We start from the raw sequence: 19822 nt of genomic DNA, 5'->3' as shown, positions 1-19822 counted from the left end.
ATTACTATAGGTATACATATGAACGCATGGAGTGAGAACGCGCCGTCGGGTTCCCACCGGGCGGAGGGCGAGCGCCAGCTGGCCGCCGCGGCCCTGTGCGCGGCCGCCACCCTCGCGCTCAGCGGACTCTGGGTCTGCTACCTCCTCGTCAACCTCGGGTCGCCCGGGGTCAAGGAGAGCGCGGAGAGTCTCGGCGTCCTCGTCTACGGGCTGCCCGCCGCCGCGGCGGGCGTCCTCGTCCACGCGCACCGGCCGGGCCGCCCGGTCGGCTGGGCGCTCGTCGTCTACTCGATGGCGGTGATCCTGCCCGCCGTCCTGGCCGCCCCGGTGTGGCTGGAGGCACCCCCCGCACCCGTCCGCACCGCCGTCCTCGTCTTCGAGGCGTTCGCCAACCTGGTCAAGGTCACCCTCTGGTACTCGCTGCCGCTCTGGTTCCCGGACGGCCGGCTCACCCGCCGATGGCGCTGGTACGTGGGGGCCGTGGGCGTCTGGGTGGCGCCGCAGGCCTTCTCGTACGCCTCCGAGCCCGAGCGCTTCGGCCTGCCCAACCCGCTCGCCGACGGCTGGTGGGCCGACGGGACCGCCCTGCTCAACGACCACCTGGGCCTCGCCCAGGAGCTCACCCACTACGCGCTCATCGCCGTGAGCAGCGGGGTGATGCTCGTCCGGATCCGCCGGACCGCCCCCGGCCCCAGCCGGCGTCCCCTGCTGCTGCTCCTCGGCGCCTACCTGCTGTGGGCGGCCGCGCAGAGCGTCGCGTACCACTTCGGCGACCGCTGGCACTGGCCCACCTACTGGCTGATGGTCGGCGCCTCCGTCGTCTGGACGGGCTCCGTCGGCTACCTCGTCGTCCGCACCGGCTCCTGGCGCATCAGCCGCGCCGCCCGCCGCATCCTCGCCGGACTCCTCGTCGTGGCCCTGCTCACCGCCGCCGATGTCGCCGTCGTCGCCCTGCTGGTCGGCGGCATGACGCCCAGCAGTTCCGCGGACGCCCTCGTCCTCGTCGGCCTGGCCTTCCTGATGGGCGCGGGCCTGCGCCGGACCGTCGCCTGGGCCGTCGGCCTCGTCGACCGGCTCTACTACGGCGACCGGGCGCACCCGTACCAGGTGCTGCACACCCTCGCCGAGCGCATCAGCCACGCGGGCAGTTCCCAGGACATCCCCGAGACCCTGTGCGCCACCGTCGTCGAGACCCTGCGGCTGCCCGCCGCCGTCCTCGCCGTGCACACCCGGGCCGGGACGCGCGTGCTGGCCCGCGTCGGCGACCCCGGGGAGCGGCAGCACCACTTCGAGATGCTCCACCACGGCACCGTCGTCGGGCGCCTCTCCGTCGGCCCCCGGGCCGGCGAACCCGTGCTCGACGAGCAGGACACCGTCATCCTGTCCTCCCTCGCCAGCCAGGCCGCCCCCGCCGTCGCCTCGCTGCGGCTCCAGGAGGACCTGCGCAGCAGCCGCGAACAGATCGTCACCGCCCGGGAGGAGGAGCGCCGCCGGCTCCGCCGGGACATCCACGACGGTCTCGGCCCCGCCCTCGCCGGACTGCGCCTCCGGGTCGAGAACGCCACCGCCCGGCTTCCCGCCGGGGACGGCCTGCGGACCGCCCTGCGGGACGTCTCCGACGACCTCGGCATGGCCATCAAGGAGGTGCGCCGGATCACCGACCGGCTCGGCCCCGCACCGCTCGGCGAACTCGGCCTCACCGGCGCGCTGAGCCAGCTGGTCTCCTCCTTCGACTCCTCCTTCGGCCCCTCCGCCGGCGACTCCGTCGACGGGGTCCGGCCGGCCGTCGGCGCCGACCTCGACCCCTCCCCGCTGCCGCCGCTGCCGGCGGCCGTCGAGGTGGCCGCCTACCGGATCGCCGCCGAGGCCCTCACCAACGTGCTGCGGCACGCCCGTGCCACTCGCGCCGAGGTGCGGGTACGGGTCGACGCGGACGCGCTCACCCTCACGGTGGAGGACGACGGCATCGGCCTCTCCGCGGGCGCGAACGGACCCGCGCCCGGCGACCCCCGCGGGGTGGGGCTGCGGTCCATGGCCGAGCGGGCCGCCGAGATCGGCGGGCGCTGCACGGTCGAGTCCCCGGCCCGGCGCGGGCGCGGCACCAGGGTCCGCGCGGTGCTGCCCCGTACGACGGTGGCGGCGGGGGACCCGCCGGCTCCCGCGTCCTTTCCGGCCACAGCGTGAACGGCGTCCTCCCCGGCCTCGGGCGGAACCGGGTGCGGGCCACGGGGTGAAGGGCGGCCTCCCCGGCCACGGGGCCACGGGGTGAACGCCCCCCGGCCACGGGGGCGGAAACGGGTGCGGCCCACGGCGTGGACCCGGTCTTCTCCGGGTACGGCGCGCACCGTGTCGCCTCCGTCGACGGCATGACGCGCAGGGAGCGGCGCCCACCGCGTGAGTGCGGTGGGCGCCGGTGGGGGAGGGCGGCGATGTCAGGGCTTGCATCCGGGGCAGTTCCGGTCCCGGCAGGTGGGCAGGTGTTCCGGCGGCGTGCCCGTCAGCCCGGCGGCCGCCCACGAGGTGCGGACCTTCGAGCCGAAGAGCGCGGCACTCGCGAGAGCCGCGAGGGCAAGCACCGATCCGATGATCTTGCGCTTCATTTCTGCTCTCTTCCTGCAGTCCTCCGCGGGTGCGGATTCGTGTTTCATCGTGACCTTCGGGGTGTCCCGAGCGCATGAGGCCCGTGACCCACTCCGACCCCTTCCGCCCCGCGCGTCACAGCGTGAGCGTCCGGCGGGTCAGGGCCGGCAGGTCCGCCGGGCTCTTCGCCCGCACCGCCGCCCGGACCGGCCGGCGCACGGTCACCGCGTACTCGTCCCGCCACAGCTCGAACATCACGAGCGCCCACACGGTGCCCGCGAGCCGCTCCGACGGCCGGGTGAGCTGGGCGCCGAGCAGCCGCTCCACCGAGCGCCGGCTCAACAGCCCGGAGGCCCGGAGCCGGGACGGCGACAGCGTCTCGCGGACGAAGTCCATGAGGACGCCGCCCGGCACGAGCAGCTCGGACAGTGCCCGGGCCGGTCCGGAGCCGGTGGCCGGGACGTGAGAGGCGAACGGTTCCGCCGCCGCCCACAGCCGCTGCGCCGACCCGGGCAGCACGCCCCGTACTCCGTGCGCGCCGCCGAGCGCCGCCGTGCGCCTCGGTCCGCGGGCCGGGAACACCTCGTCCAGCTCGAAGGCCGTCAGGGCCGCCCGGCGCGACCGCCGGTCCGCCTCCGCGTCGAGCCGCGCCGCCGGCTCCCGCGCCGCGTCGCCCCGGTCGGCGAGGTACGCGGCGTAGTCCCGGCTGTAGAGCCGGGCGCGGTGGGCGGCGGGCACCGGTGCGAGGGACTCGACGTAGCGGGCCGCCCAGTCCGGGGAGGTGTCGCCGACGGCCAGCTCCACGCGCCTCCGCCCGCCCACCAGCACATCGGCGGCGTCGGAGGCCAGGACCGTCCCCAGCCCCTGCCGCCGCGCGCTGCCGTAGGCGGCGTACGCGACGAGGGCACCCGGGTCGGCCTCGGGCAGCCCGAGCCGCCAGGCGAGTGCCGGCAACAACCGGGGCAGGTCACGGGCCGCCCGCCGGTCGAGCGGGTGGCGGTCGGCGCCGGCGGCCGGTGGGCCGGCGGCCGACGCCCCCGAGGCCGTCCGGTCCGCGCACCGCCGCTCCCGGGATTCGCTTTCGGCGCCGGGCACCGGTGCGCCGTACGGCACCGAGCCGGCGTCCGGAAGACGGGAACCGGCCGGCCGCGGTGCCCCGGGTGTCCCGTCCGTGGCCGGCCCGGCGCACGGCAGGTCCGTCCCGGCCGCGTCCCGCAGCAGGGCCGCGCCCTCGTCGGGGGTGCCGAGCAGCGCCTCCGCCGCGGGCCCGGCGCCCCGCCGCCGGTCCCGTTCCCCGGGGGTCCCGCGCCCCGGCCCGGGCACCTGCGGCGTCCCCGCCGGGGAACGCCGGATCAGCCGGAGGTCACGCCCGCGCTCGTACACGGCCGTCGTGGCCGGCGGCAGCGTCCGCACGCCGTCGATCACGGTGGCCCCGCCCAGTGCGCCGCCCACGGTGAGGTACGCGTCGAAGCCCGGCTCGGCGAGCGAGGGACGGTCGGGCAGCAGGGCGATCAGGGCGGGGAGTTCGGTCGCGAAGCGCAGCGCCCGCCGGACCGGGTCCCAGTGGTAGTACAGCGGCACCGATCCGGTGTCGTCGGTCGCGAGCACGAGGAGCGGCGCGCCGCGGGTGTCCGCCAGGGCCGCCGCGTAGCCGCCCTGGAGGCGCTCGGTGAAGGCGGGCCCGTCCGCCTCGTAGGCGGCCCGGACAAGGGCCGCGTGATCGTGCTCGGCGACCGCGCGGCCCCGGGCCTCGAGCCGGGTCAGCAGGGGCAGCCGCACGTCGAGGCGGCCGGCGAGCACGGCCGCCACGCCGCCCGCGGTACTCGCCCGCCCTCCGGCGAGCGCCCAGCCGCCGCCGCGCAGCACCCGGCCGTCGGCATCCGCCTGATCGGCGGCGCCCCGGAGCACGAACGGCGCGATGTCGGTTCCGAACTGACCAAGGATCCGTGACATGGTGATCACGACGCTTTCGCAGGGAGCTGATGACATGCCCCCACGCTCGGCCGCCCGCCGTCCCGTCCACACGGGCACCGGGTCCGGTTCCGCTCCCATCCGGTTCCCGGGACTCGCCGCGCGGGCGCCGGATCTTGGGCATCCTGGTGGCTTGAAGTAGGCCTCGGGAGGGGCGAGTCGGGTGGGGAACCGCAGGGGGGAGCCGTAGCCATGAACGCACGCGAGAATGCGGGGGAGCCGCAGGCCGGGGAGGCGGTGGCCGCGCAGGTTTCCGGAGCGAGGGCACCGGGCGGGGAGGAGCCCGGAGCGGCGGCCCCTGGCTCGAACGGGACGGGCGACCGGGCACCGGACCCCGAGCCCGGGACATCGGACCCCGAGCCCGGGACATCGGACCCCGAGCCCGGGACATCGGACCCCGAGCCCGGGACATCGGACCCCGAGCCCGGGACATCGGACCCCGCGCCCGGGGCACCGGATCCCGCGCCCGGGACATCGGACCCCGAGCCCGGGACGGAGGCCGGGAAGGCGCCCGGAGGGGCAGGTGCAGGCGAAGGTGTCGGTGCCGTCCGGCGTCGCCGCCGGCCGAAGGCGCGGACCGTGCTCCTCTCCGCCCTCGGCCTCTTCGTCACGGCCGTGCTGCTCACCGCCGGAGCCGGCTACTGGGCCTACCAGCACTACACCGGTCGCGTGCAGCGGATCCCGCAGACCTTCCCCACCGACGCCCCGGTGCCCGCCGCCTCCAAGGGCGGGCAGAACTTCCTGCTCATGGGGCTCGACTCACGGTCGGACGTGCCCACGACCGGCAGCGACGCCAAGGGCAAGCTGTGGAAGTACGGAGACCAGCGCAGTGACGCGATGATGCTGGTGCACATCCCCGACGACCACTCCGCCGCCTACGTGGTGTCCCTGCCGCGCGACTCCTGGGTCGACATCCCGGGCCGCGGCCGCGCCAAGCTGAACGCGGCCTTCTCCTGGGGCGGGCCACCGCTGCTCATCGACACGGTGCAGCGGCTCACCGACGTCCGTGTGGACCACTTCGCGGTGATCGACTGGAACGGCTTCCGCAAGCTCACCGACGCCGTCGGCGGCGTGGAGATCCTGATGGCCGACGGCGAGCGGCGGCACATGAACGGCGAGGAGGCCCTCGCGTACGTCGGCGAGCGCAAGAACCTGCCCAACGGCGACTTCGACCGGACGCACCGGCAGCAGAATTATCTGCGCACGCTGCTGGAGAAAGTGATGACTTCCGCGTCCCTGAAGGACCCGCTCCAGCTGAAGAAGACCCTCGACATCTTCACCGAGACGGTGTCCGTCGACGAGCGCTTCGGGGACGACGACATGCGTCAACTGGTCTGGAACATGCGGGAGGTGAGGGCAGGGGACATGACCTTCATGAACGCCCCGGTGGAGGGCACCGGGACGGAGCGGGGGCAGTCGGTGGTCCACCTCGACCGGCCGCGCTGCGCGACCCTCTGGCAGGCCTTCAAGGACGACTCGCTGGAGGCGTACGTGGACACCCATCCCATCGACCGTTTGCGGCCCGCGACCAACTGAGGCTTCGGGGCAGGGGTCTTGACGGGGGCATTGGTCCAGTCCAATCTGTGACCGCTTCCCCTCCTCAACTCCCCCTTGGAGGTACGGTGCTCATCCGCAACCGCCTCGCGGCGTCGCTGAGTGCGGCGCTGCTCGGCGCGGCTGCCCTCGTCGCCGTTCCCACCCCGGCACAGGCCGCCAATCTGCTGACCGACCCGGGCTTCGAGTCCGGCACCCTGTCCGGCTGGACGTGTACCGGCGGGCTCGGCTCGGTCGTGTCCACTCCGGTGCACGGCGGCGCCAAGGCGCTGGCCGGCGCGGCGAGCGCGTCCGACATCGCCAAGTGCGCCCAGACGGTCTCCGTGCAGCCCAACACCGTCTACACGCTATCCGGTTGGGTCCGCGGGGCCTACGTCTACCTGGGCGTCGACGGCGGCGGCTCGACCTGGACGCCCTCCGCCGGCTCCTACCAGCAGCTCTCGCTCAGCTTCACCACGGGCGCGTCCCAGACCAGCGCGACCGTCTACACCCACGGCTGGTACGGGCAGGGCACGTACCACGCCGACGACATCAGCCTCGAGGGACCGGGCGGCGGTGGCGGCGACACCCAGGCGCCGTCCGCGCCGTCGAGCCTCCGGTCCACCGGGCGGACCGCGTCCAGCGTGAGCCTGACGTGGGGCGCCGCGAGCGACAACGTCGGCGTCACCGGCTACGACGTCTACCAGGGCGCCACGAAGGTCTCCACGGTGACCGGCACCAGCGCCACCGTCGGCGGTCTGACCGCGAGCACCGCGTACACCTTCACCGTGAAGGCCCGGGACGCAGCCGGCAACGTCTCCCCGGCGTCCAACGCCGTCACCGTCACCACCGAGGCGGGCGGAGGCGGCGGCACCGGCTTCAAGCAGGCCGCGCCGTACCTCTACCTCGGCTGGGGCGACCCGCCGTCCGCGACCGCGGTGATGAGCGCCACCGGGATCAAGACCTTCACCATGGCGTTCATCCTCTCCTCCGGAGGCTGCAACCCGGCCTGGGACGGCCAGCGGCCGCTCACCGGCGGCGTCGACCAGTCCACCGTCACCGCGATCCGCAACGCGGGCGGCGACATCGTCCCCTCGATCGGCGGCTGGCAGGGCAACAAGCTCGGCCCCAACTGCTCGACACCCGAGGCGCTCGCGGGTGCCTACCAGAAGGTCGTCGACGCCTACGGCCTCAAGTCGATCGACGTCGACATCGAGAACACCGACGAGTTCGAGAACGCCGTCGTCCAGGACCGCATCCTCAACGCCCTGAAGATCGTCAAGGCGAACAACCCCGGCCTGCGGACCATCCTCACGTTCGGCACCTCGACGACCGGCCCGACCTCCTGGGGCAACCGGCTCATCGAGCAGTCCAAGGCGCTCGGCGCGAACATCGACGTGTTCACCATCATGCCCTTCGACTTCGGCGGCGGCGCCGACATGTACGGCAGCACCGTCAACGCCGCCGACGGCCTGAAGAACAAGCTGAAGGCGGTCTACGGCTGGGACGACGCCACCGCGTACGCCCACGTCGGCATCTCCGGCATGAACGGCCTCTCCGACCAGCAGGAGACCACAACGCCGGCCACCTGGACGCAGATCCGCGACTGGGCCAACACCCACCACATCGCCCGGCTCGCCTTCTGGTCCGTCAACCGCGACCGCGGCTGCCCCGGCGGCGGGGTCGTCGAGAACTGCTCCGGCATCAGCCAGACCGACTGGCAGTTCACGAAGATCACCGCCGGGTTCACCGGGTAGGCCGCGCTCTGGGCTCACGCCGAGAGCCCGGCATGAATCCGGAGGACACGGCCTGGCGTCGGACCGCCCGCTCAGTCCGAATCCGGGACTTCCGGGAAGTGGCAGGCCACCTCCCTCGCCTCCCCCGCCGCGGTGATCCGCAGCAGGGGAGGCTCCTTCCGGCAGATCTCCCGGGCCTTCGGGCACCGTGGATGGAAGGTGCAGCCCGGCGGCGGCGCGGCCGGGCTCGGCGGATCGCCGAGCAGGGTGATCCGCTCCCGCGCCCGCTCCGCCGCCGGATCGGGCAGCGGTACGGCCGAGAGCAGCGCCCGCGTGTAGGGATGCGCGGGCGCCCCGTACACCCGGTCCTTCGGCCCGATCTCCACGATCCGGCCCAGGTACATCACCGCGACCCGGTCGCACACGCGTCTCACCACCGACAGGTCGTGGGCGATGAAGAGATAGGCCAGTCCGAGTTCGGCCCGGAGCCGTTCCATCAGATTGACGATCTGCGCCTGGACGGACACGTCGAGCGCCGAGACCGGCTCGTCGGCGACGACCAGGCGCGGCCCCGTGGCCAGGGCGCGGGCGATGCCGATGCGCTGGGCCTGACCGCCGGAGAACTCGTGCGGATAGCGGTCCAGATGCTCCGGGATCAGCCCCACGAGCTCCATCAGCTCGGCCGCCCGCTCCCGCGCCGCGGCGGCCGAACTGCCCTGGATCAACAGGGGGTCGGCGATGATCCGGGCCACCGTGCGGCGCGGGTTGAGCGAGGAGTGCGGGTCCTGGAACACCATCTGGAGATCGCGCCGCAGCGGCTTCAGCGCCCGCTGCGGGAGCCGGCCGATCTCGCGTCCGTCGTACGTGACGGAGCCCGAGGTCGGTTCGAGCAACCGGACGATCATCCGCCCGGTCGTCGACTTGCCACAGCCGGACTCGCCGACCAGGCCCAGGGTCTCGCCCTCGGCGATGTCGAAGGACACGCCGTCGACGGCCCGTACCCGGGCGCCGCGCCCGCCGCGTCCCGGGAAGGTCATGGTCAGGTCCCGCACGGAGAGAAGAGGGGACGCGGCCGCTGTGTTCGGTGTGTTCATGGGGTGACGCCTTCGTACGCGGGGAAGTGGCAGGCCACCGGGTGGGCGGCGGGGCCGGAGAGGACCGGGCGCTCGCCCGCGCACCGGTCCCGATCCGGCCCCGGGACGAGGGCGGGACGCGGGCAGCGGGGCGCGAAGGCGCAGCCCGGCGCGGGATCGAGCAGGGACGGCGGGGAGCCGGGGATGGCCCGCAGGGGAGCGTCGTCCCGGTCGTCGAGCCGGGGCAGCGAGTCGAGCAGCCCGCGGGTGTACGGGTGCGCGGGTGCCGCGAACAGCTCGTCCACCGGCGCCCGTTCGGCCGCCCGTCCGCCGTACATGACCAGGACCTCGTGGGCGACCCGCGCCACCACCCCCAGGTCGTGGGTGATCATGACGACGGCGAGACCGCGGTCCTGCTGCACCCGGGCGATCAGCTCCAGGATCTGCGCCTGCACGGTGACGTCCAGTGCCGTCGTCGGCTCGTCGGCGATGAGCAGATCCGGCTCGCAGACCAGCGCCGTCGCGATCATGACGCGCTGCCGCATGCCGCCCGAGAACTGGTGCGGATACTCGCCGGCCCGCCGCCGGGGCTCCGGGATGCCGACCTCGGCGAGGGCCTCGACCGCCAGCCGCCGGGCGACCGCCCGGCGGGAGCCGTGGTGCACCCGGTGGTGCTCGGCGATCTGCTCGCCGACGGTGTAGTACGGGTGGAGGCTGGACAGCGGGTCCTGGAAGATCATCGCCATCCGCCGGCCACGCAGCCGGTTCAGCTCCCGCTCCGGCAACCCGACCAGCTCGCGTCCGTCGAGCCTGACCGAGCCGGCGACCTCGGCCCCGGTGTGCAGGCCCATCACCGCCAGCGACGTGACGGACTTCCCGGAGCCGGACTCACCGACGATGCCGAGGGTCCGGCCGCGGGGCACGTCGAAGGAGAGCGCGTCCACGGCGCGTACGGGCCCGTGCCGGGTGGGGAACACGACCGTCAGGTCCCGCACCGAGAGGAGGGGTTCCGGGCCGGGCGTCCTCGGGTCTGGCATCAGTACCTCACTCGCGGGTCGACGACGGCGTAGAGCAGGTCGACGCACAGGTTGGCGACGACGATGAAGGCGGCCGCGAGCAGCGTCACGCCGAGGATCACCGGCTGGTCGCCGGTGGCGAGCGCCCCGTAGAAGAGCCGCCCGACGCCCGGGAGGCCGAAGAGGGACTCGGTGATCACCGCGCCCGCCAGGAGTCCGCCGAGGTCCATGCCGAAGAGGGTGAGGATCGGCGTCATCCCGGCCCGGAGACCGTGCTTGACCACCACCGTCCGCCGCGGCAGACCCTTGGCGCGTGCGGTGCGGATGTACGGCTCCGCCATCGACTCGATCATCGAACTCCGGCTCTGCCGGGCGTACATGGCGGCGTACAGGACGGCGAGCGCCAGCCACGGCAGCAGCAGGTTCGTCGCCCAGGACACCGGGTCCGCGCCGAACGGCACGTACTGCGGATAGGGCAGCAGCCCGGCCACCCGGATCAGCCCGTAGATCAGCATCACCGAGGTGAAGTAGACCGGCAGCGAGGCGGCCGCGACCGCGCCGACCATCAGCGCCCGGTCGGTCAGGGTGTCCTTGCGCAGGGCCGCCGTGACTCCCGCGCCCAGGCCGAGCACCAGCCACAGCACGGCCGCGCCCACGGCGAGCGAGGCGGACACCGGCATGCGGTCGACGAGCAGGTCCCAGACGGGCTGGCTGTTCTCGTACGAGTAGCCCAGGCACGGGAAGTCGCACCGCAGCGCGTACGGGCCGCTGCCGACCGTGCGGCCGGTGAAGATCCCGGTCGTGAAGTCGCCGAACTGACGCCAGAGCGGCTGGTCGAGGCCCATGTGGGCGCGGATCGCGGCGAGCCGCTCGGTGCTGCACGACTTCCCGCAGGCGGCCGCGGCCGGGTCCGAGGGCAGCACGTAGAAGATCACGAAGGTGATGGCGGCGACGGCGACGAGGACGCCGAGCACGCCCACGATCCGGCGCCCGAGGTAGCGGATCACGCCCGGCCTCCCCGAGGGTCGAACACGTCCCGCAGCGCGTCCCCGAGCAGGGTGAACGCGAGGACCGTGAGGAAGAGGCAGAGACTCGGCACCGCGAAGTACATGGGGTCCGTGTCGTAGAAGGCGACGCTCTCGGCGATCATCTGCCCCCACGAGGGGGTCGGTGGGCGGACCCCGACGCCGAGATAGCTGAGCGCGGCCTCGGTGGCGATCATCCCGGGGACGATCAGGGTGGTGTACGCGATGACGGGGCCTGCCACCCCGGGCAGCACGTCCCGGGTGAGGATGCGCCAGTCCGAGGCGCCGCTGACGCGGGCGGCGTCCACGTACTCGCGGTGCTTGAGCGACAGTGTCTGCCCGCGCACGATCCGGGCGATGCCGGGCCAGCCGAAGAGCCCGATGACCAGGGTCATGAGCACGGTCCGGTCGACGTCCTTGGCCACCGACATCATCGCGATCATGAAGATGAGGGAGGGGAAGGACATGGTGAGGTCCATGAGCCGGGACAGGACGGTGTCGACCCGGCCGCCGAAGTAGCCGGCCGCGACGCCCGCCGCGACGCCGGCGAGGACCACGATCGCCGTCGCGGCGAAGGCGATGAGCAGCGAGACCTGGGCGCCGTGCACGACCCGGGCGAACAGGTCGCGGCCGGTGACGGGCTCGACCCCGAGCCAGTGCTCGGCGGAGATCCCGCCGAGCGGACCGAGCGGGAGCCCGCCCAGGTAGGGGTCGACGGCCGACTTGTCGAACTCGTCGGGGCGCCAGCCGCCGAGGCCGCTGAGCAGCGGTGCGGCCAGTGCCATGACGGCGAAGAGGGCGACGACGCCGAGCGCGACGAGGGCGGAGGGGCGGCGGCGCAGCTCGGCGCGGGCGAGCCGCCAGGGTCCGGCCGGCGTCGGGGGGCGTGTGGCGGCCGGTGCGGGAGTGGTGGTGGTCATGGCGCCGTCAGCTGCCGCTCTTGGCGGGGTCCTTGAGACCGATCGTCGCGTAGTCGAGCTGACCGCCGTAGGAGGTGTGGCCGAAGGCGCCGGCGATGTTGGGGCCGACGAGCAGCGGCCTGCGCTCGACGACGGCGGGTGCGGTGGGGGCCTTGGCGAGGATCTGTCCGTCGAGCTCCTGCCAGGCCTTGTTCGCCTGCGCGGCGTCGGTCATCGCCGCGATCTCGTCCATGCGCTTCATGGTGGCCGCGTCGCGGAAGAGGGAGTGGTTGCCGGAGTTGCCCTTCTCCTTGATGTAGCGGCCGTCGAACACGAAGGGCAGGAAGGTGGAGCCGGACGGGTAGTCGGGACACCAGCCGGTGTAGACGAGGTCGGTGCGGTTCTTCGTGTCGCCGATGGTGTCGTAGAAGGCCGAGGGGTCGACGGTCTCGATGACGACCTTGATCCCCGCCCGGCCGAGGGACTGCTGGATCGCCTCGGCGACGCCCTTGTCCCCGTTGGAGACGGTGATCCGGGTGCTGAAGCCGTCGGGCTTCCCGGCCTCCTTCAGGAGCTGCCTGGCCTTGTCGACGTCACCGGTGAGCGGGATCTTCAGGGTGTCGGGCTGCTTGCCGCCGGTGAAGAGGGAACCGGGCATGAGCGCGGCGGCCGGGTCGTTGAGCGCGGGGCCGCCGGACGCGGTGAGGACGGCCTCGCGGTCGAGGGCGTACTGGACCGCCTTGCGCACCCGCACGTCGTCGAAAGGGGCCCGGCCGGTGTGCATCTGCACCATCTCGGTGCAGTTGGAGGACTCGGCGAGGAGCCGGGCCCGGACCTCCGGCCTGGTGAGCACCTTGGGCGTGCTCTCGGGGCGCAGCTTGTCCCAGGGGACGGCCGAGGCGTCGGCGCCGGCGGCCGACACGAGCCGGTCGTCGATCTGGTTGGCCTTGAGGCCCATGGTCACGACGATCCGGTCGGGATATGCCTTGCGCACGGTGTCCGTGGCCGGGTCCCAGTGCGGGTTGCGGACGAGGGTGAGCTGCTTGTCGCGGGCGTACGACTCGATCCTGTACGGCCCCGAGGAGAAGGGCCGGTTGTCGTACTGGGGGCCCTTGTCCCGCGCCCTGGGCACCGGGGCGAAGGTGGGGAGCACGGTCGCGTACGGGAACTCGGCGAAGGGCGTGCGGAGTTCGAAGACGATGGTCCGGTCGTCGGGCGTCCTGACCGAGTCGAGGTGCCTGCCGCCGGCGGGGCCCTGATAACCCTCGGCCCCGGCGAGGTAGCGAGCGGCGTAGTCCGGGCCGCCGGGCAGGTCGGGGGAGAAGGACCGCTCCACGTTGTACTTGACGTCCTGCGCGGTGACGGGGGAGCCGTCCTCGTACTTCAGGCCCTTCTTCAGCCGGAAGGTCCAGGTCTTCGCCCCGTTGGACGGGGTCCCGAGGTCCTCGGCGAGATCGGGGGCCAACTCGCCTCCCCTGACGCCTGGTTCGGCCTTGTAGGTGAGCAGGGTCCGGTAGAGCAGGCGGGTGCCGAAGTCCATGTCGCCCATCACCCAGTTGCGGGCCGGGTCGAGGTGGGTGAAGTCCTGGTTGGACAGCACGGTCAGGGTGCCGCCCTTCACCGGGGTGCCGCCCACGATCCCGCCGCTGTTGCCGGTCGCGGGGTTGGCGCCGGCATGACCGCCGCCCGCCCCGCCGGCGGGGCCGGAGCAGGCGGTGGCGCCGAGTGTGAGGGCCGTCAGCACGGCCACGGCGAGGGCGTTTCGAGGGTGCTTGTCCATCAGGAGTCACTTCCGAGTGCAGAGTTCGGACAGCCCGTCCGCCGGTGTCGGGGCGCAAGGCGCCGAGGACGACCTGGGCTGAAAATGTGACCTGTAAAATAGTAATGTGAAATTGTACTGCGCAAGCCCTCGGACACCACAGAGAAGGTTCGCCGCATGACCGTCATCTCCCGCAACCCCGCCGACCCCGCCGACGTCCTCGTCGAACTCCCCGCCCCCGGCGCCTTCGCCGCCGCCGACGCGGTCGAACGGGCCCGCGCCGCCCAGACCGGCTGGGCAGCCGGCGGAGCCGCCGCCCGCTCCGCCGCCCTGAGCGCGGTCGCCGTCGGCATCGAGGCCGCGAGCGCCGAACTCGCGGCACTCGCCGTGCGCGAGGTCGGCAAGCCGCTGGCCGAGGCGCGCGCCGAGGTCGCCCGTACCGCCGCCATCTGGCGCTACTACGCCCAGGCCCCCTACGAGGCCACCGGGGCCGTCCACGACACCGCGGCCGGCCCCGGCCTGCTGCTCACCCGGCGCCGCCCGCACGGCGTCGCCGCACTCATCACACCCTGGAACTTCCCCTTCGCCATTCCCGGTTGGAAGGCCGCGCCGGCGCTCGCCGCCGGAAACGCCGTCGTCCTCAAGCCCGCCCCCGAGGCCACCGCCTGCGCACTGCGGCTCGCCGAGATCGTCGAGAAGGCCCTGCCCGAGGACGTGTTCACCGTGGTCCCCGGGGCCGCCACCGAGGGCGGCGCGCTCGTGTCCGCCGCCGACGTCGTCTCCTTCACCGGCTCCTCCGCCGTCGGCCGGACCGTCGTCCGCTCCGCGGCAGCCCGGGGCATCCCCGTCCAGGCCGAGATGGGCGGACTCAACGCGGCCCTCGTGCTCCCCGACGCCGACATCGCCCAGGCGGCGGCGCACATCGCCGCCTCCGTCGCCGGCTACGCCGGACAGAAGTGCACCGCCACCAGCCGCGTCGTCGCCGTCGGCGCCGCCCTCGACCCGCTGCGCGAGGCCCTGGCCGAGGCGCTGAGGGCCGTGCCCGTCGGTGATCCCGCCGAGGCGGCGACCGTGTGCGGGCCGCTCATCACCGAGGCTGCTCGCGAGGACACCGCCGCCGCCTGGCAGGGCCTGTCCGTCCTCGCCGGCGGCAACGTGCCGGACGCCCCCGGCTGGTACGCGGCGCCGACCCTTGTGGAGAAGGCCGGACCGGGCCACCGGCTGCTGCGCGAGGAAGTCTTCGGGCCCGTCGCCGCACTGCTCCCCGCCCGCGACCTCGACCATGCCGTACGGATCACCAACGCGGCCCGCTACGGCCTGGTCACCTCCGTCCACACCGCCGACCTGGGCGCCGCGCTGCACGGCCTCGACCGGCTCGACACGGGCATGATCCGGATCAACGCCCCCACCACCGGGGTCGACTTCCACCTGCCGTTCGGCGGGGCCAAGGCCTCCAGCCACGGCCCCCGTGAACAGGGCCGGGCCGCACTGGACTTCTACACGTCGTCCCGGACCTACACGCTGGCACCGGCCGGGGCGTAGACCCCGTGCGGCGGACGGGCGCGGGAGTCGCCCCCCCCGGGGCCGCAGTTCCGATGGCGGTCGGGCCGGGGCCGTCGCAGCATGGAAGGAGAGCCGGTCCCGTCCATGCTGCGACCTTGGGAGCGACCATGCCCATGCTGCTGATCCGAATGAGCCCCGCATGAGCGCACTCGTCGCCGTCGCCGGCGCCACCGGCCGGATCGGCCGGCGTGTCACCGGCCTCCTCGTCGACGCGGGCACGCCGGTGCGCGCGCTCGGACGCGACCCGGAGAAGCTGGCCGCGCTGCCGGCCGCGGACACGAGGACGGCGTCCTACGACGACGCCGGCGCGATGTGGGCCGCGCTCGACGGCGTGGGCACCCTCTTCCTCGTCTCCGCCCACGAGGGGCCGGGCCGGGTCAGGACCCACGCCACCGCCGTGGACGCCGCCGTCGCCGCGGGGGTGCGGCGGATCGTCTACCTCTCGTACCTCAACGCCGCACCCCACGCGACCTTCACCTACGCCCGCGACCACTGGCACACCGAGCAGCACATCCGCTCCACCGGTGTGGCCTTCACCTTCCTGCGCGACAGCACCTACCAGGCGGACCTGGCGGCGATGACCTCCCCGGAGGGAGTGCTGCGCGGACCTGCCGGTGACGGCCGGGTCGGGGCGGTGACCCACGACGACATCGCCGACTCGGCCACGGCCGTGCTGCTCGCCACGGGCCACGAGCACGACAGCGCCACGTACGACCTGACCGGTCCGGAGGCGCTGAGCTTCGCCGAGGTCGCCGCCGCCCTGGGACGGGCGAGCGGCCGCACCGTCACCTACGTCCCCGAGACGCGGGACGAGGCCTACGCCTCGCGCTCCGTCTACGACGCGCCCGACTGGGAGGTGGAGGGCTGGGTCACCTCGTACGAGGCGGTCGCCGTCGGCGAGATGGACGACGTGTCCGACGACGTCCACACCCTCACCGGGCACCCGCCGCAGTCCTTCGACGACTTCCTGGCGGCCCACCCGAGGAGCTACCGGCATCTCCTTCCCCGCTGATTAGCTCGTATGTTCGATTGTCGGGGTAGACTGGTCCCATGACAGCGGCACGACCCGGCATCCCGGACATCCCCGGCTTCCAGGGCTCCCTCTTCGACCAGGGTACCGACATCGGACCCGGCCCCCTGGCGGGCGTCCGGCGCACGGAGCTGTGCGACGGCGCCTGGGTCGACCACCTCCCCGGCTGGCTGCGGGGCGCCGACGCGCTGTTCGAGGAACTCGTCACGGGCGTGCCCTGGCAGGCCGAGGAACGCCGGATGTACGACAACGTCGTCGCCGTCCCCCGTCTCCTCGCCTACTACCGGGAGGGCGCCCCGCTCCCGCACCCCGCCCTCGTCGAGGCCCGCGACGCGCTCGGCGCCCATTACGCCGGCGAACTGGGCGAGCCCTTCGTCACCGCCGGCCTCTGTCTCTACCGGGACGGGCGCGACAGCGTCGCCTGGCACGGCGACCGCACCGGCCGCTCCGCCAGGCAGGACACGATGGTCGCGATCCTCGCCCTCGGCGACCCCCGCGACCTCGCCCTCCGCCCCCGCGGCGGCGGCCCGGTCGCCCTCCGGCTCCCGTCCGGCCACGGCGACCTCCTGGTCATGGGCGGCTCCTGCCAGCGCACCTGGGAACACGCGGTCCCCAAGACCACCCGCGCCGTCGGCCCCCGCATCAGCGTCCAGTTCCGCACGCGGGGGGTGGGCTGAGTCCTCGGCCGCCGGGGGATCGGACCAGGCCCGGCCGCGCCGTCAGCGCAGCTGGCGCCGTACCAGCTCGTGGAAGAGGCCGTTCGGGTCGGCGAGGAGTTCGGCCGGGGTGCCCTGCTGGACGACCCGGCCGTCCGCCATCGCGATCACGCGGTCCGCGTCCATGATCGTGGAGAGCCGGTGGGCGATGACGACGCGGGTCGCGCGCAGCGCCCGGGTGGACTCGATGACCACCCGCTGGGCCTCGTTGTCCAGGGCGCTCGTCGCCTCGTCGAGGAAGAGGACGCGCGGTGTGCGGATGAGGGCACGGGCGATCATCAGGCGCTGGCGCTGACCGCCGGAGATCGTGCCGCCGCCGTCGGAGAGCATGGTGTGCAGGCCCATCGGCATGGCCTGGACGTCCTCGGCCAGGCCGGCGAGCGTGATCGCCTGCGCGACCTCCTCCAGGGTGAAGTCCTCGGCCCCGCGGACGCAGTCGAGGATCGAGCCGGACAGCGGCTGGGCGTTCTGCAGGACGACCCCGCACTGGCGCCGTACGGCCGCCTGGTCCAGGGCGGCCAGGTCCTGGCCGTCGTACAGCACGCTGCCCTCGGTCGGCCGGTCGAAGCCGATCAGCAGCCGCAGCAGCGTCGACTTCCCGCACCCGCTCGCCCCGACGATCGCCACGAACTCCCCGGGCGCCACGCGCAGGTCCACACCGTCGAGGACGAGCGGGCCGTCCTCCGCGTAGCGGTACGACAGCTGCCGGGCCTCCAGGGCGCCGGTCAGCACGCCGGGCCGGGCCGCGCCGCCGCGGACCTCGGGTGCCGCGCTCAGGATCGGCTCGACCTGCTCGAAGACGGGCAGGACCGCCGCCACCGACAGGAGCGCGCCGGTCAGCTGGGTGACCGAGGACAGCAGCATCGTCAGGGCGGTGCTGAAGGTGAGGAACTCGGCTGCGGACATGCTGCCGCGGGCCGGACCGGCCAGGAGGGCGAACATCACCAGCGTGCACAGCGGCAGGCACACCGCGCCGAGCACCCCCAGGGTGTTCTGGATCCTTCCCACGCGCTGCTGCAGCACCCGGGTCCGGGCGAACTCCCGTGCCCAGGCGGCGTAGGCGAAGCTCTCCGCCGCCGCCACGCGCAGCTTGGGCAGCCCGCGCAGGGTCTGGTACGCCTGGTTGTCGAGGCGGTTGCCGAGCTCGATCAGACGGCGCTGGTAGCGCAGCTGCCACAGCCCCAGACCCAGGAACACCGCGCCCACGACGAGGAGCATCGCGAACGCCACCAGCGCCAGCGGCACGCTGTGCACCAGCAGCAGGACCAGGTTCATCACGCCGACGGTGACCGCCTGCAGGCAGACCGGCGCCACACCGGACAGCATCCGCCGGATCGCGCTGATGCCCATGGCCGCGTTGGCCAGTTCGCCCGTGGAGCGACCGGCGAAGAAGGTCGCCGGGAGGCGGAGCAGGCGGTCCCAGACGGCCGGCTGCAGCGTCGCCTCGACGCGCCCCTCGATCCGCAGCAGGGCCACGTTCTGCAGCAGCAGGAACGCGGCGCCGACCACGGCGGCCGCGACCAGCGCGAGCGAGGTCCGCACGATCAGGTCGTTCTCCGCCGCCGGCACGAACTCGCCGAGGATCCGGCCCGTGGCCACCGGCACCGTCGCTCCCAGGACGACGGAGACCAGCCCGCCGAGCAGCAGGTCCCGCAGCTCCAAGCGGTTGCCCCGCACACAGAACCGCAGCAGCCGCGGCAGGCTCGGCCGGCCCTCGGGCAGCGGGCGGTAGAACATCACGGCCCGCGGCTCGAAATCGGCCTCGTTCCCGTCGTCGACGCGCTCCCGTCGGCCGCCCGGCTCGACCGCCACGTAGCCGCCGCGCCGCCACAGCAGCGCCACCGGCGACCCGTCCGCCTCGCGCCGACCCACCAGCGGACCGCAGTTCTCGCGCCACCAGCGGCCCCGCAGCCCCACGGTGCGGGTGCGCACGCGGGAGGCGAGCGCGATGCCCTCGACCGGGTCGGTCCGCTCGTCGTCCGTCCCCGCGCCGGGCGCCTCGGACAGGGCGATCCGGGCGTCCGCCGCGACCAGTCGGCACACCGCGAGCGTCGCGTCCGCGCCGCCCCGCCGGGCGCCCCGGCCGGAGCGCCCGATGGCGTCGAGCAGCGCGCGGTCCGCCTCGCTGCCGGCCGCCCGGCCCGCGGCGAGCCCCGCGGCTGTACGGTCCTCGTGGGCGCGCTCCCGCTCCTCGATCCAGTGGTCCAGGGCGTACAGCAACCGGTACTGCTGCTCGACCATGCCTTGCCACATGGTCGCGTCGACGAGCAGGGTGCCCGCGGCCTCCGCCTCGTAGGCGGCCCCGTAGCACACGCTGCCGGGCTCGATCCGCATCCACACGACGTCGTCGTCGGTCCCGTGCGAGGAGGTGTCGGAGGCGCCGCCGAGCGGGGCCTCGTAGAGCACCCGGAGGCCGCGGCCGATGCCGAGCGCGAAGGCGTTCTCCAACGGGCTCAGGGCGGCCGGGGCGGCCGCATCCGGCCCGTACCGGCCGTCGTACCACCGGCCGTCCGCCCCCTGCCCGTCCGCCGGCCACTGCCCGGTCTGCCATCCGTCGGTCTGCCATCCGTCGGTCCGCCACGAGCCCGGGTGTCCCTGCTGCCCGTACGCCGGCCGGTGCAGCTCCCGCAGCTCCACGCGGCGAAGCAGGCACTCGCGGGACGGGCGGCCCACCAGGGTGTGGCCGGGGCCCTCGGCGGGGCCGAGGAGCAGTGCCCCGGCCTCGACGCGGCCGAGGAAGTGCCAGGCGCCGAGCTGCGCGGCGTCGACGGCGAACAGGTCGAGGCTGCCGTGCACGACCAGCCACAGCACGGACGGCCCCTCCAGGGAGAGACTGCGCAGGTCCGAGCCGTCGACCGGGGTGCCGAGTCCGCCGAGCGCCGCGACCACGGGGTCGTGGGCGGAGGTGACGGCAGGGTCGA

14 protein-coding genes are annotated in these 19822 nt (G+C 74.0%); 6 read left to right on the top strand and 8 right to left on the bottom strand.

Features of this window, described 5'->3' with window-relative positions; all coding sequences use genetic code 11:
* Positions 1-18: 18 nt before the first annotated feature.
* Positions 19-2184 (top strand): sensor histidine kinase, encoded by a 2166-nt coding sequence (locus tag ACIRQF_RS04080; protein ID WP_389751516.1) that lies wholly within the window; start codon positions 19-21, stop codon positions 2182-2184.
* 248 nt (positions 2185-2432) lie between these two features.
* On the opposite strand, the gene ACIRQF_RS04075 is transcribed toward ACIRQF_RS04080, so the two are convergent.
* Together ACIRQF_RS04075 and ACIRQF_RS04070 are read right to left on the bottom strand one after the other, a co-directional pair.
* Positions 2433-2600 carry a hypothetical protein gene (locus ACIRQF_RS04075; protein WP_376636804.1) on the bottom strand — a complete coding sequence of 56 codons (168 nt, stop codon included), beginning with the start codon at positions 2598-2600 and terminating at the stop codon, positions 2433-2435.
* A 115-nt stretch (positions 2601-2715) separates the two neighbouring features.
* On the bottom strand, positions 2716-4533 hold the full coding sequence (locus ACIRQF_RS04070; protein ID WP_404089520.1) for a hypothetical protein: 1818 nt from the start codon (positions 4531-4533) through the stop codon (positions 2716-2718).
* Between the two features lie 597 nt (positions 4534-5130).
* On the opposite strand from ACIRQF_RS04070, the gene ACIRQF_RS04065 reads away from it, so the two are divergent.
* Complete coding sequence (locus ACIRQF_RS04065; protein ID WP_404088643.1) at positions 5131-6087, top strand: LCP family protein; 957 nt, start codon at positions 5131-5133, stop codon at positions 6085-6087.
* 86 nt (positions 6088-6173) lie between these two features.
* Positions 6174-7841 (top strand): carbohydrate binding domain-containing protein, encoded by a 1668-nt coding sequence (locus ACIRQF_RS04060; protein WP_389751520.1) that lies wholly within the window; start codon positions 6174-6176, stop codon positions 7839-7841.
* 71 nt (positions 7842-7912) lie between these two features.
* Here ACIRQF_RS04060 and ACIRQF_RS04055 read toward each other — a convergent pair whose 3' ends face one another.
* Genes ACIRQF_RS04055 through ACIRQF_RS04035 form a run of 5 tightly spaced genes read right to left on the bottom strand, consistent with a single transcriptional unit; the run spans position 7913 to position 13613 of the window.
* Positions 7913-8914, bottom strand: coding sequence for an ABC transporter ATP-binding protein (locus ACIRQF_RS04055; protein ID WP_404088639.1), 1002 nt, complete (start codon positions 8912-8914; stop codon positions 7913-7915).
* Positions 8911-9930 carry an ABC transporter ATP-binding protein gene (locus ACIRQF_RS04050; protein ID WP_404088636.1) on the bottom strand — a complete coding sequence of 340 codons (1020 nt, stop codon included), beginning with the start codon at positions 9928-9930 and terminating at the stop codon, positions 8911-8913. Before ACIRQF_RS04050 ends, ACIRQF_RS04055 begins: the two co-directional genes overlap by 4 nt.
* Positions 9930-10916, bottom strand: coding sequence for an ABC transporter permease (locus ACIRQF_RS04045; RefSeq protein ID WP_376636810.1), 987 nt, complete (start codon positions 10914-10916; stop codon positions 9930-9932). Before ACIRQF_RS04045 ends, ACIRQF_RS04050 begins: the two co-directional genes overlap by 1 nt.
* Positions 10913-11854 (bottom strand): ABC transporter permease, encoded by a 942-nt coding sequence (locus tag ACIRQF_RS04040; protein WP_404088631.1) that lies wholly within the window; start codon positions 11852-11854, stop codon positions 10913-10915. The genes ACIRQF_RS04045 and ACIRQF_RS04040 overlap by 4 nt, the downstream gene beginning before the upstream one ends.
* 7 nt (positions 11855-11861) lie before the next feature.
* Complete coding sequence (locus tag ACIRQF_RS04035; RefSeq protein WP_404088628.1) at positions 11862-13613, bottom strand: ABC transporter substrate-binding protein; 1752 nt, start codon at positions 13611-13613, stop codon at positions 11862-11864.
* A 156-nt stretch (positions 13614-13769) separates the two neighbouring features.
* Here ACIRQF_RS04035 and ACIRQF_RS04030 point away from each other — a divergent pair, with 156 nt between their 5' ends.
* From ACIRQF_RS04030 to ACIRQF_RS04020, 3 genes are all read left to right on the top strand, one after another.
* Complete coding sequence (locus tag ACIRQF_RS04030; RefSeq protein ID WP_404088625.1) at positions 13770-15134, top strand: aldehyde dehydrogenase family protein; 1365 nt, start codon at positions 13770-13772, stop codon at positions 15132-15134.
* Between the two features lie 160 nt (positions 15135-15294).
* Positions 15295-16167, top strand: coding sequence for an SDR family oxidoreductase (locus ACIRQF_RS04025; RefSeq protein WP_404088622.1), 873 nt, complete (start codon positions 15295-15297; stop codon positions 16165-16167).
* 38 nt (positions 16168-16205) lie between these two features.
* Positions 16206-16862, top strand: coding sequence for an alpha-ketoglutarate-dependent dioxygenase AlkB (locus tag ACIRQF_RS04020; protein ID WP_404088620.1), 657 nt, complete (start codon positions 16206-16208; stop codon positions 16860-16862).
* Positions 16863-16904: 42 nt separating this feature from the next.
* On the opposite strand, the gene ACIRQF_RS04015 is transcribed toward ACIRQF_RS04020, so the two are convergent.
* On the bottom strand, positions 16905-19790 hold the full coding sequence (locus ACIRQF_RS04015; protein WP_404089518.1) for an NHLP bacteriocin export ABC transporter permease/ATPase subunit: 2886 nt from the start codon (positions 19788-19790) through the stop codon (positions 16905-16907).
* Positions 19791-19822: the final 32 nt, after the last annotated feature.

The sequence above is a fragment of the Streptomyces sp. NPDC101191 genome (genome assembly GCF_044767915.1).
Lineage (GTDB): Bacteria > Actinomycetota > Actinomycetes > Streptomycetales > Streptomycetaceae > Streptomyces.
Note: the sequence above shows the minus strand (reverse complement) of the source record. Positions and strands in the feature narration are given on the sequence as shown.

What these genes read in the sequence shown, in the direction of transcription:
- ACIRQF_RS04070 (WP_404089520.1), bottom strand. Translation starts at nt 4,533, where the DNA reads ATGTCACGGATCCTTGGTCAGTTCGGAACCGACATCGCGCCGTTCGTG.
- ACIRQF_RS04035 (WP_404088628.1), bottom strand. Translation starts at nt 13,613, where the DNA reads ATGGACAAGCACCCTCGAAACGCCCTCGCCGTGGCCGTGCTGACGGCC.
- ACIRQF_RS04075 (WP_376636804.1), bottom strand. Translation starts at nt 2,600, where the DNA reads ATGAAGCGCAAGATCATCGGATCGGTGCTTGCCCTCGCGGCTCTCGCG.
- ACIRQF_RS04080 (WP_389751516.1), top strand. Translation starts at nt 19, where the DNA reads ATGAACGCATGGAGTGAGAACGCGCCGTCGGGTTCCCACCGGGCGGAG.
- ACIRQF_RS04040 (WP_404088631.1), bottom strand. Translation starts at nt 11,854, where the DNA reads ATGACCACCACCACTCCCGCACCGGCCGCCACACGCCCCCCGACGCCG.
- ACIRQF_RS04030 (WP_404088625.1), top strand. Translation starts at nt 13,770, where the DNA reads ATGACCGTCATCTCCCGCAACCCCGCCGACCCCGCCGACGTCCTCGTC.
- ACIRQF_RS04025 (WP_404088622.1), top strand. Translation starts at nt 15,295, where the DNA reads ATGAGCGCACTCGTCGCCGTCGCCGGCGCCACCGGCCGGATCGGCCGG.
- ACIRQF_RS04020 (WP_404088620.1), top strand. Translation starts at nt 16,206, where the DNA reads ATGACAGCGGCACGACCCGGCATCCCGGACATCCCCGGCTTCCAGGGC.
- ACIRQF_RS04055 (WP_404088639.1), bottom strand. Translation starts at nt 8,914, where the DNA reads ATGAACACACCGAACACAGCGGCCGCGTCCCCTCTTCTCTCCGTGCGG.
- ACIRQF_RS04050 (WP_404088636.1), bottom strand. Translation starts at nt 9,930, where the DNA reads ATGCCAGACCCGAGGACGCCCGGCCCGGAACCCCTCCTCTCGGTGCGG.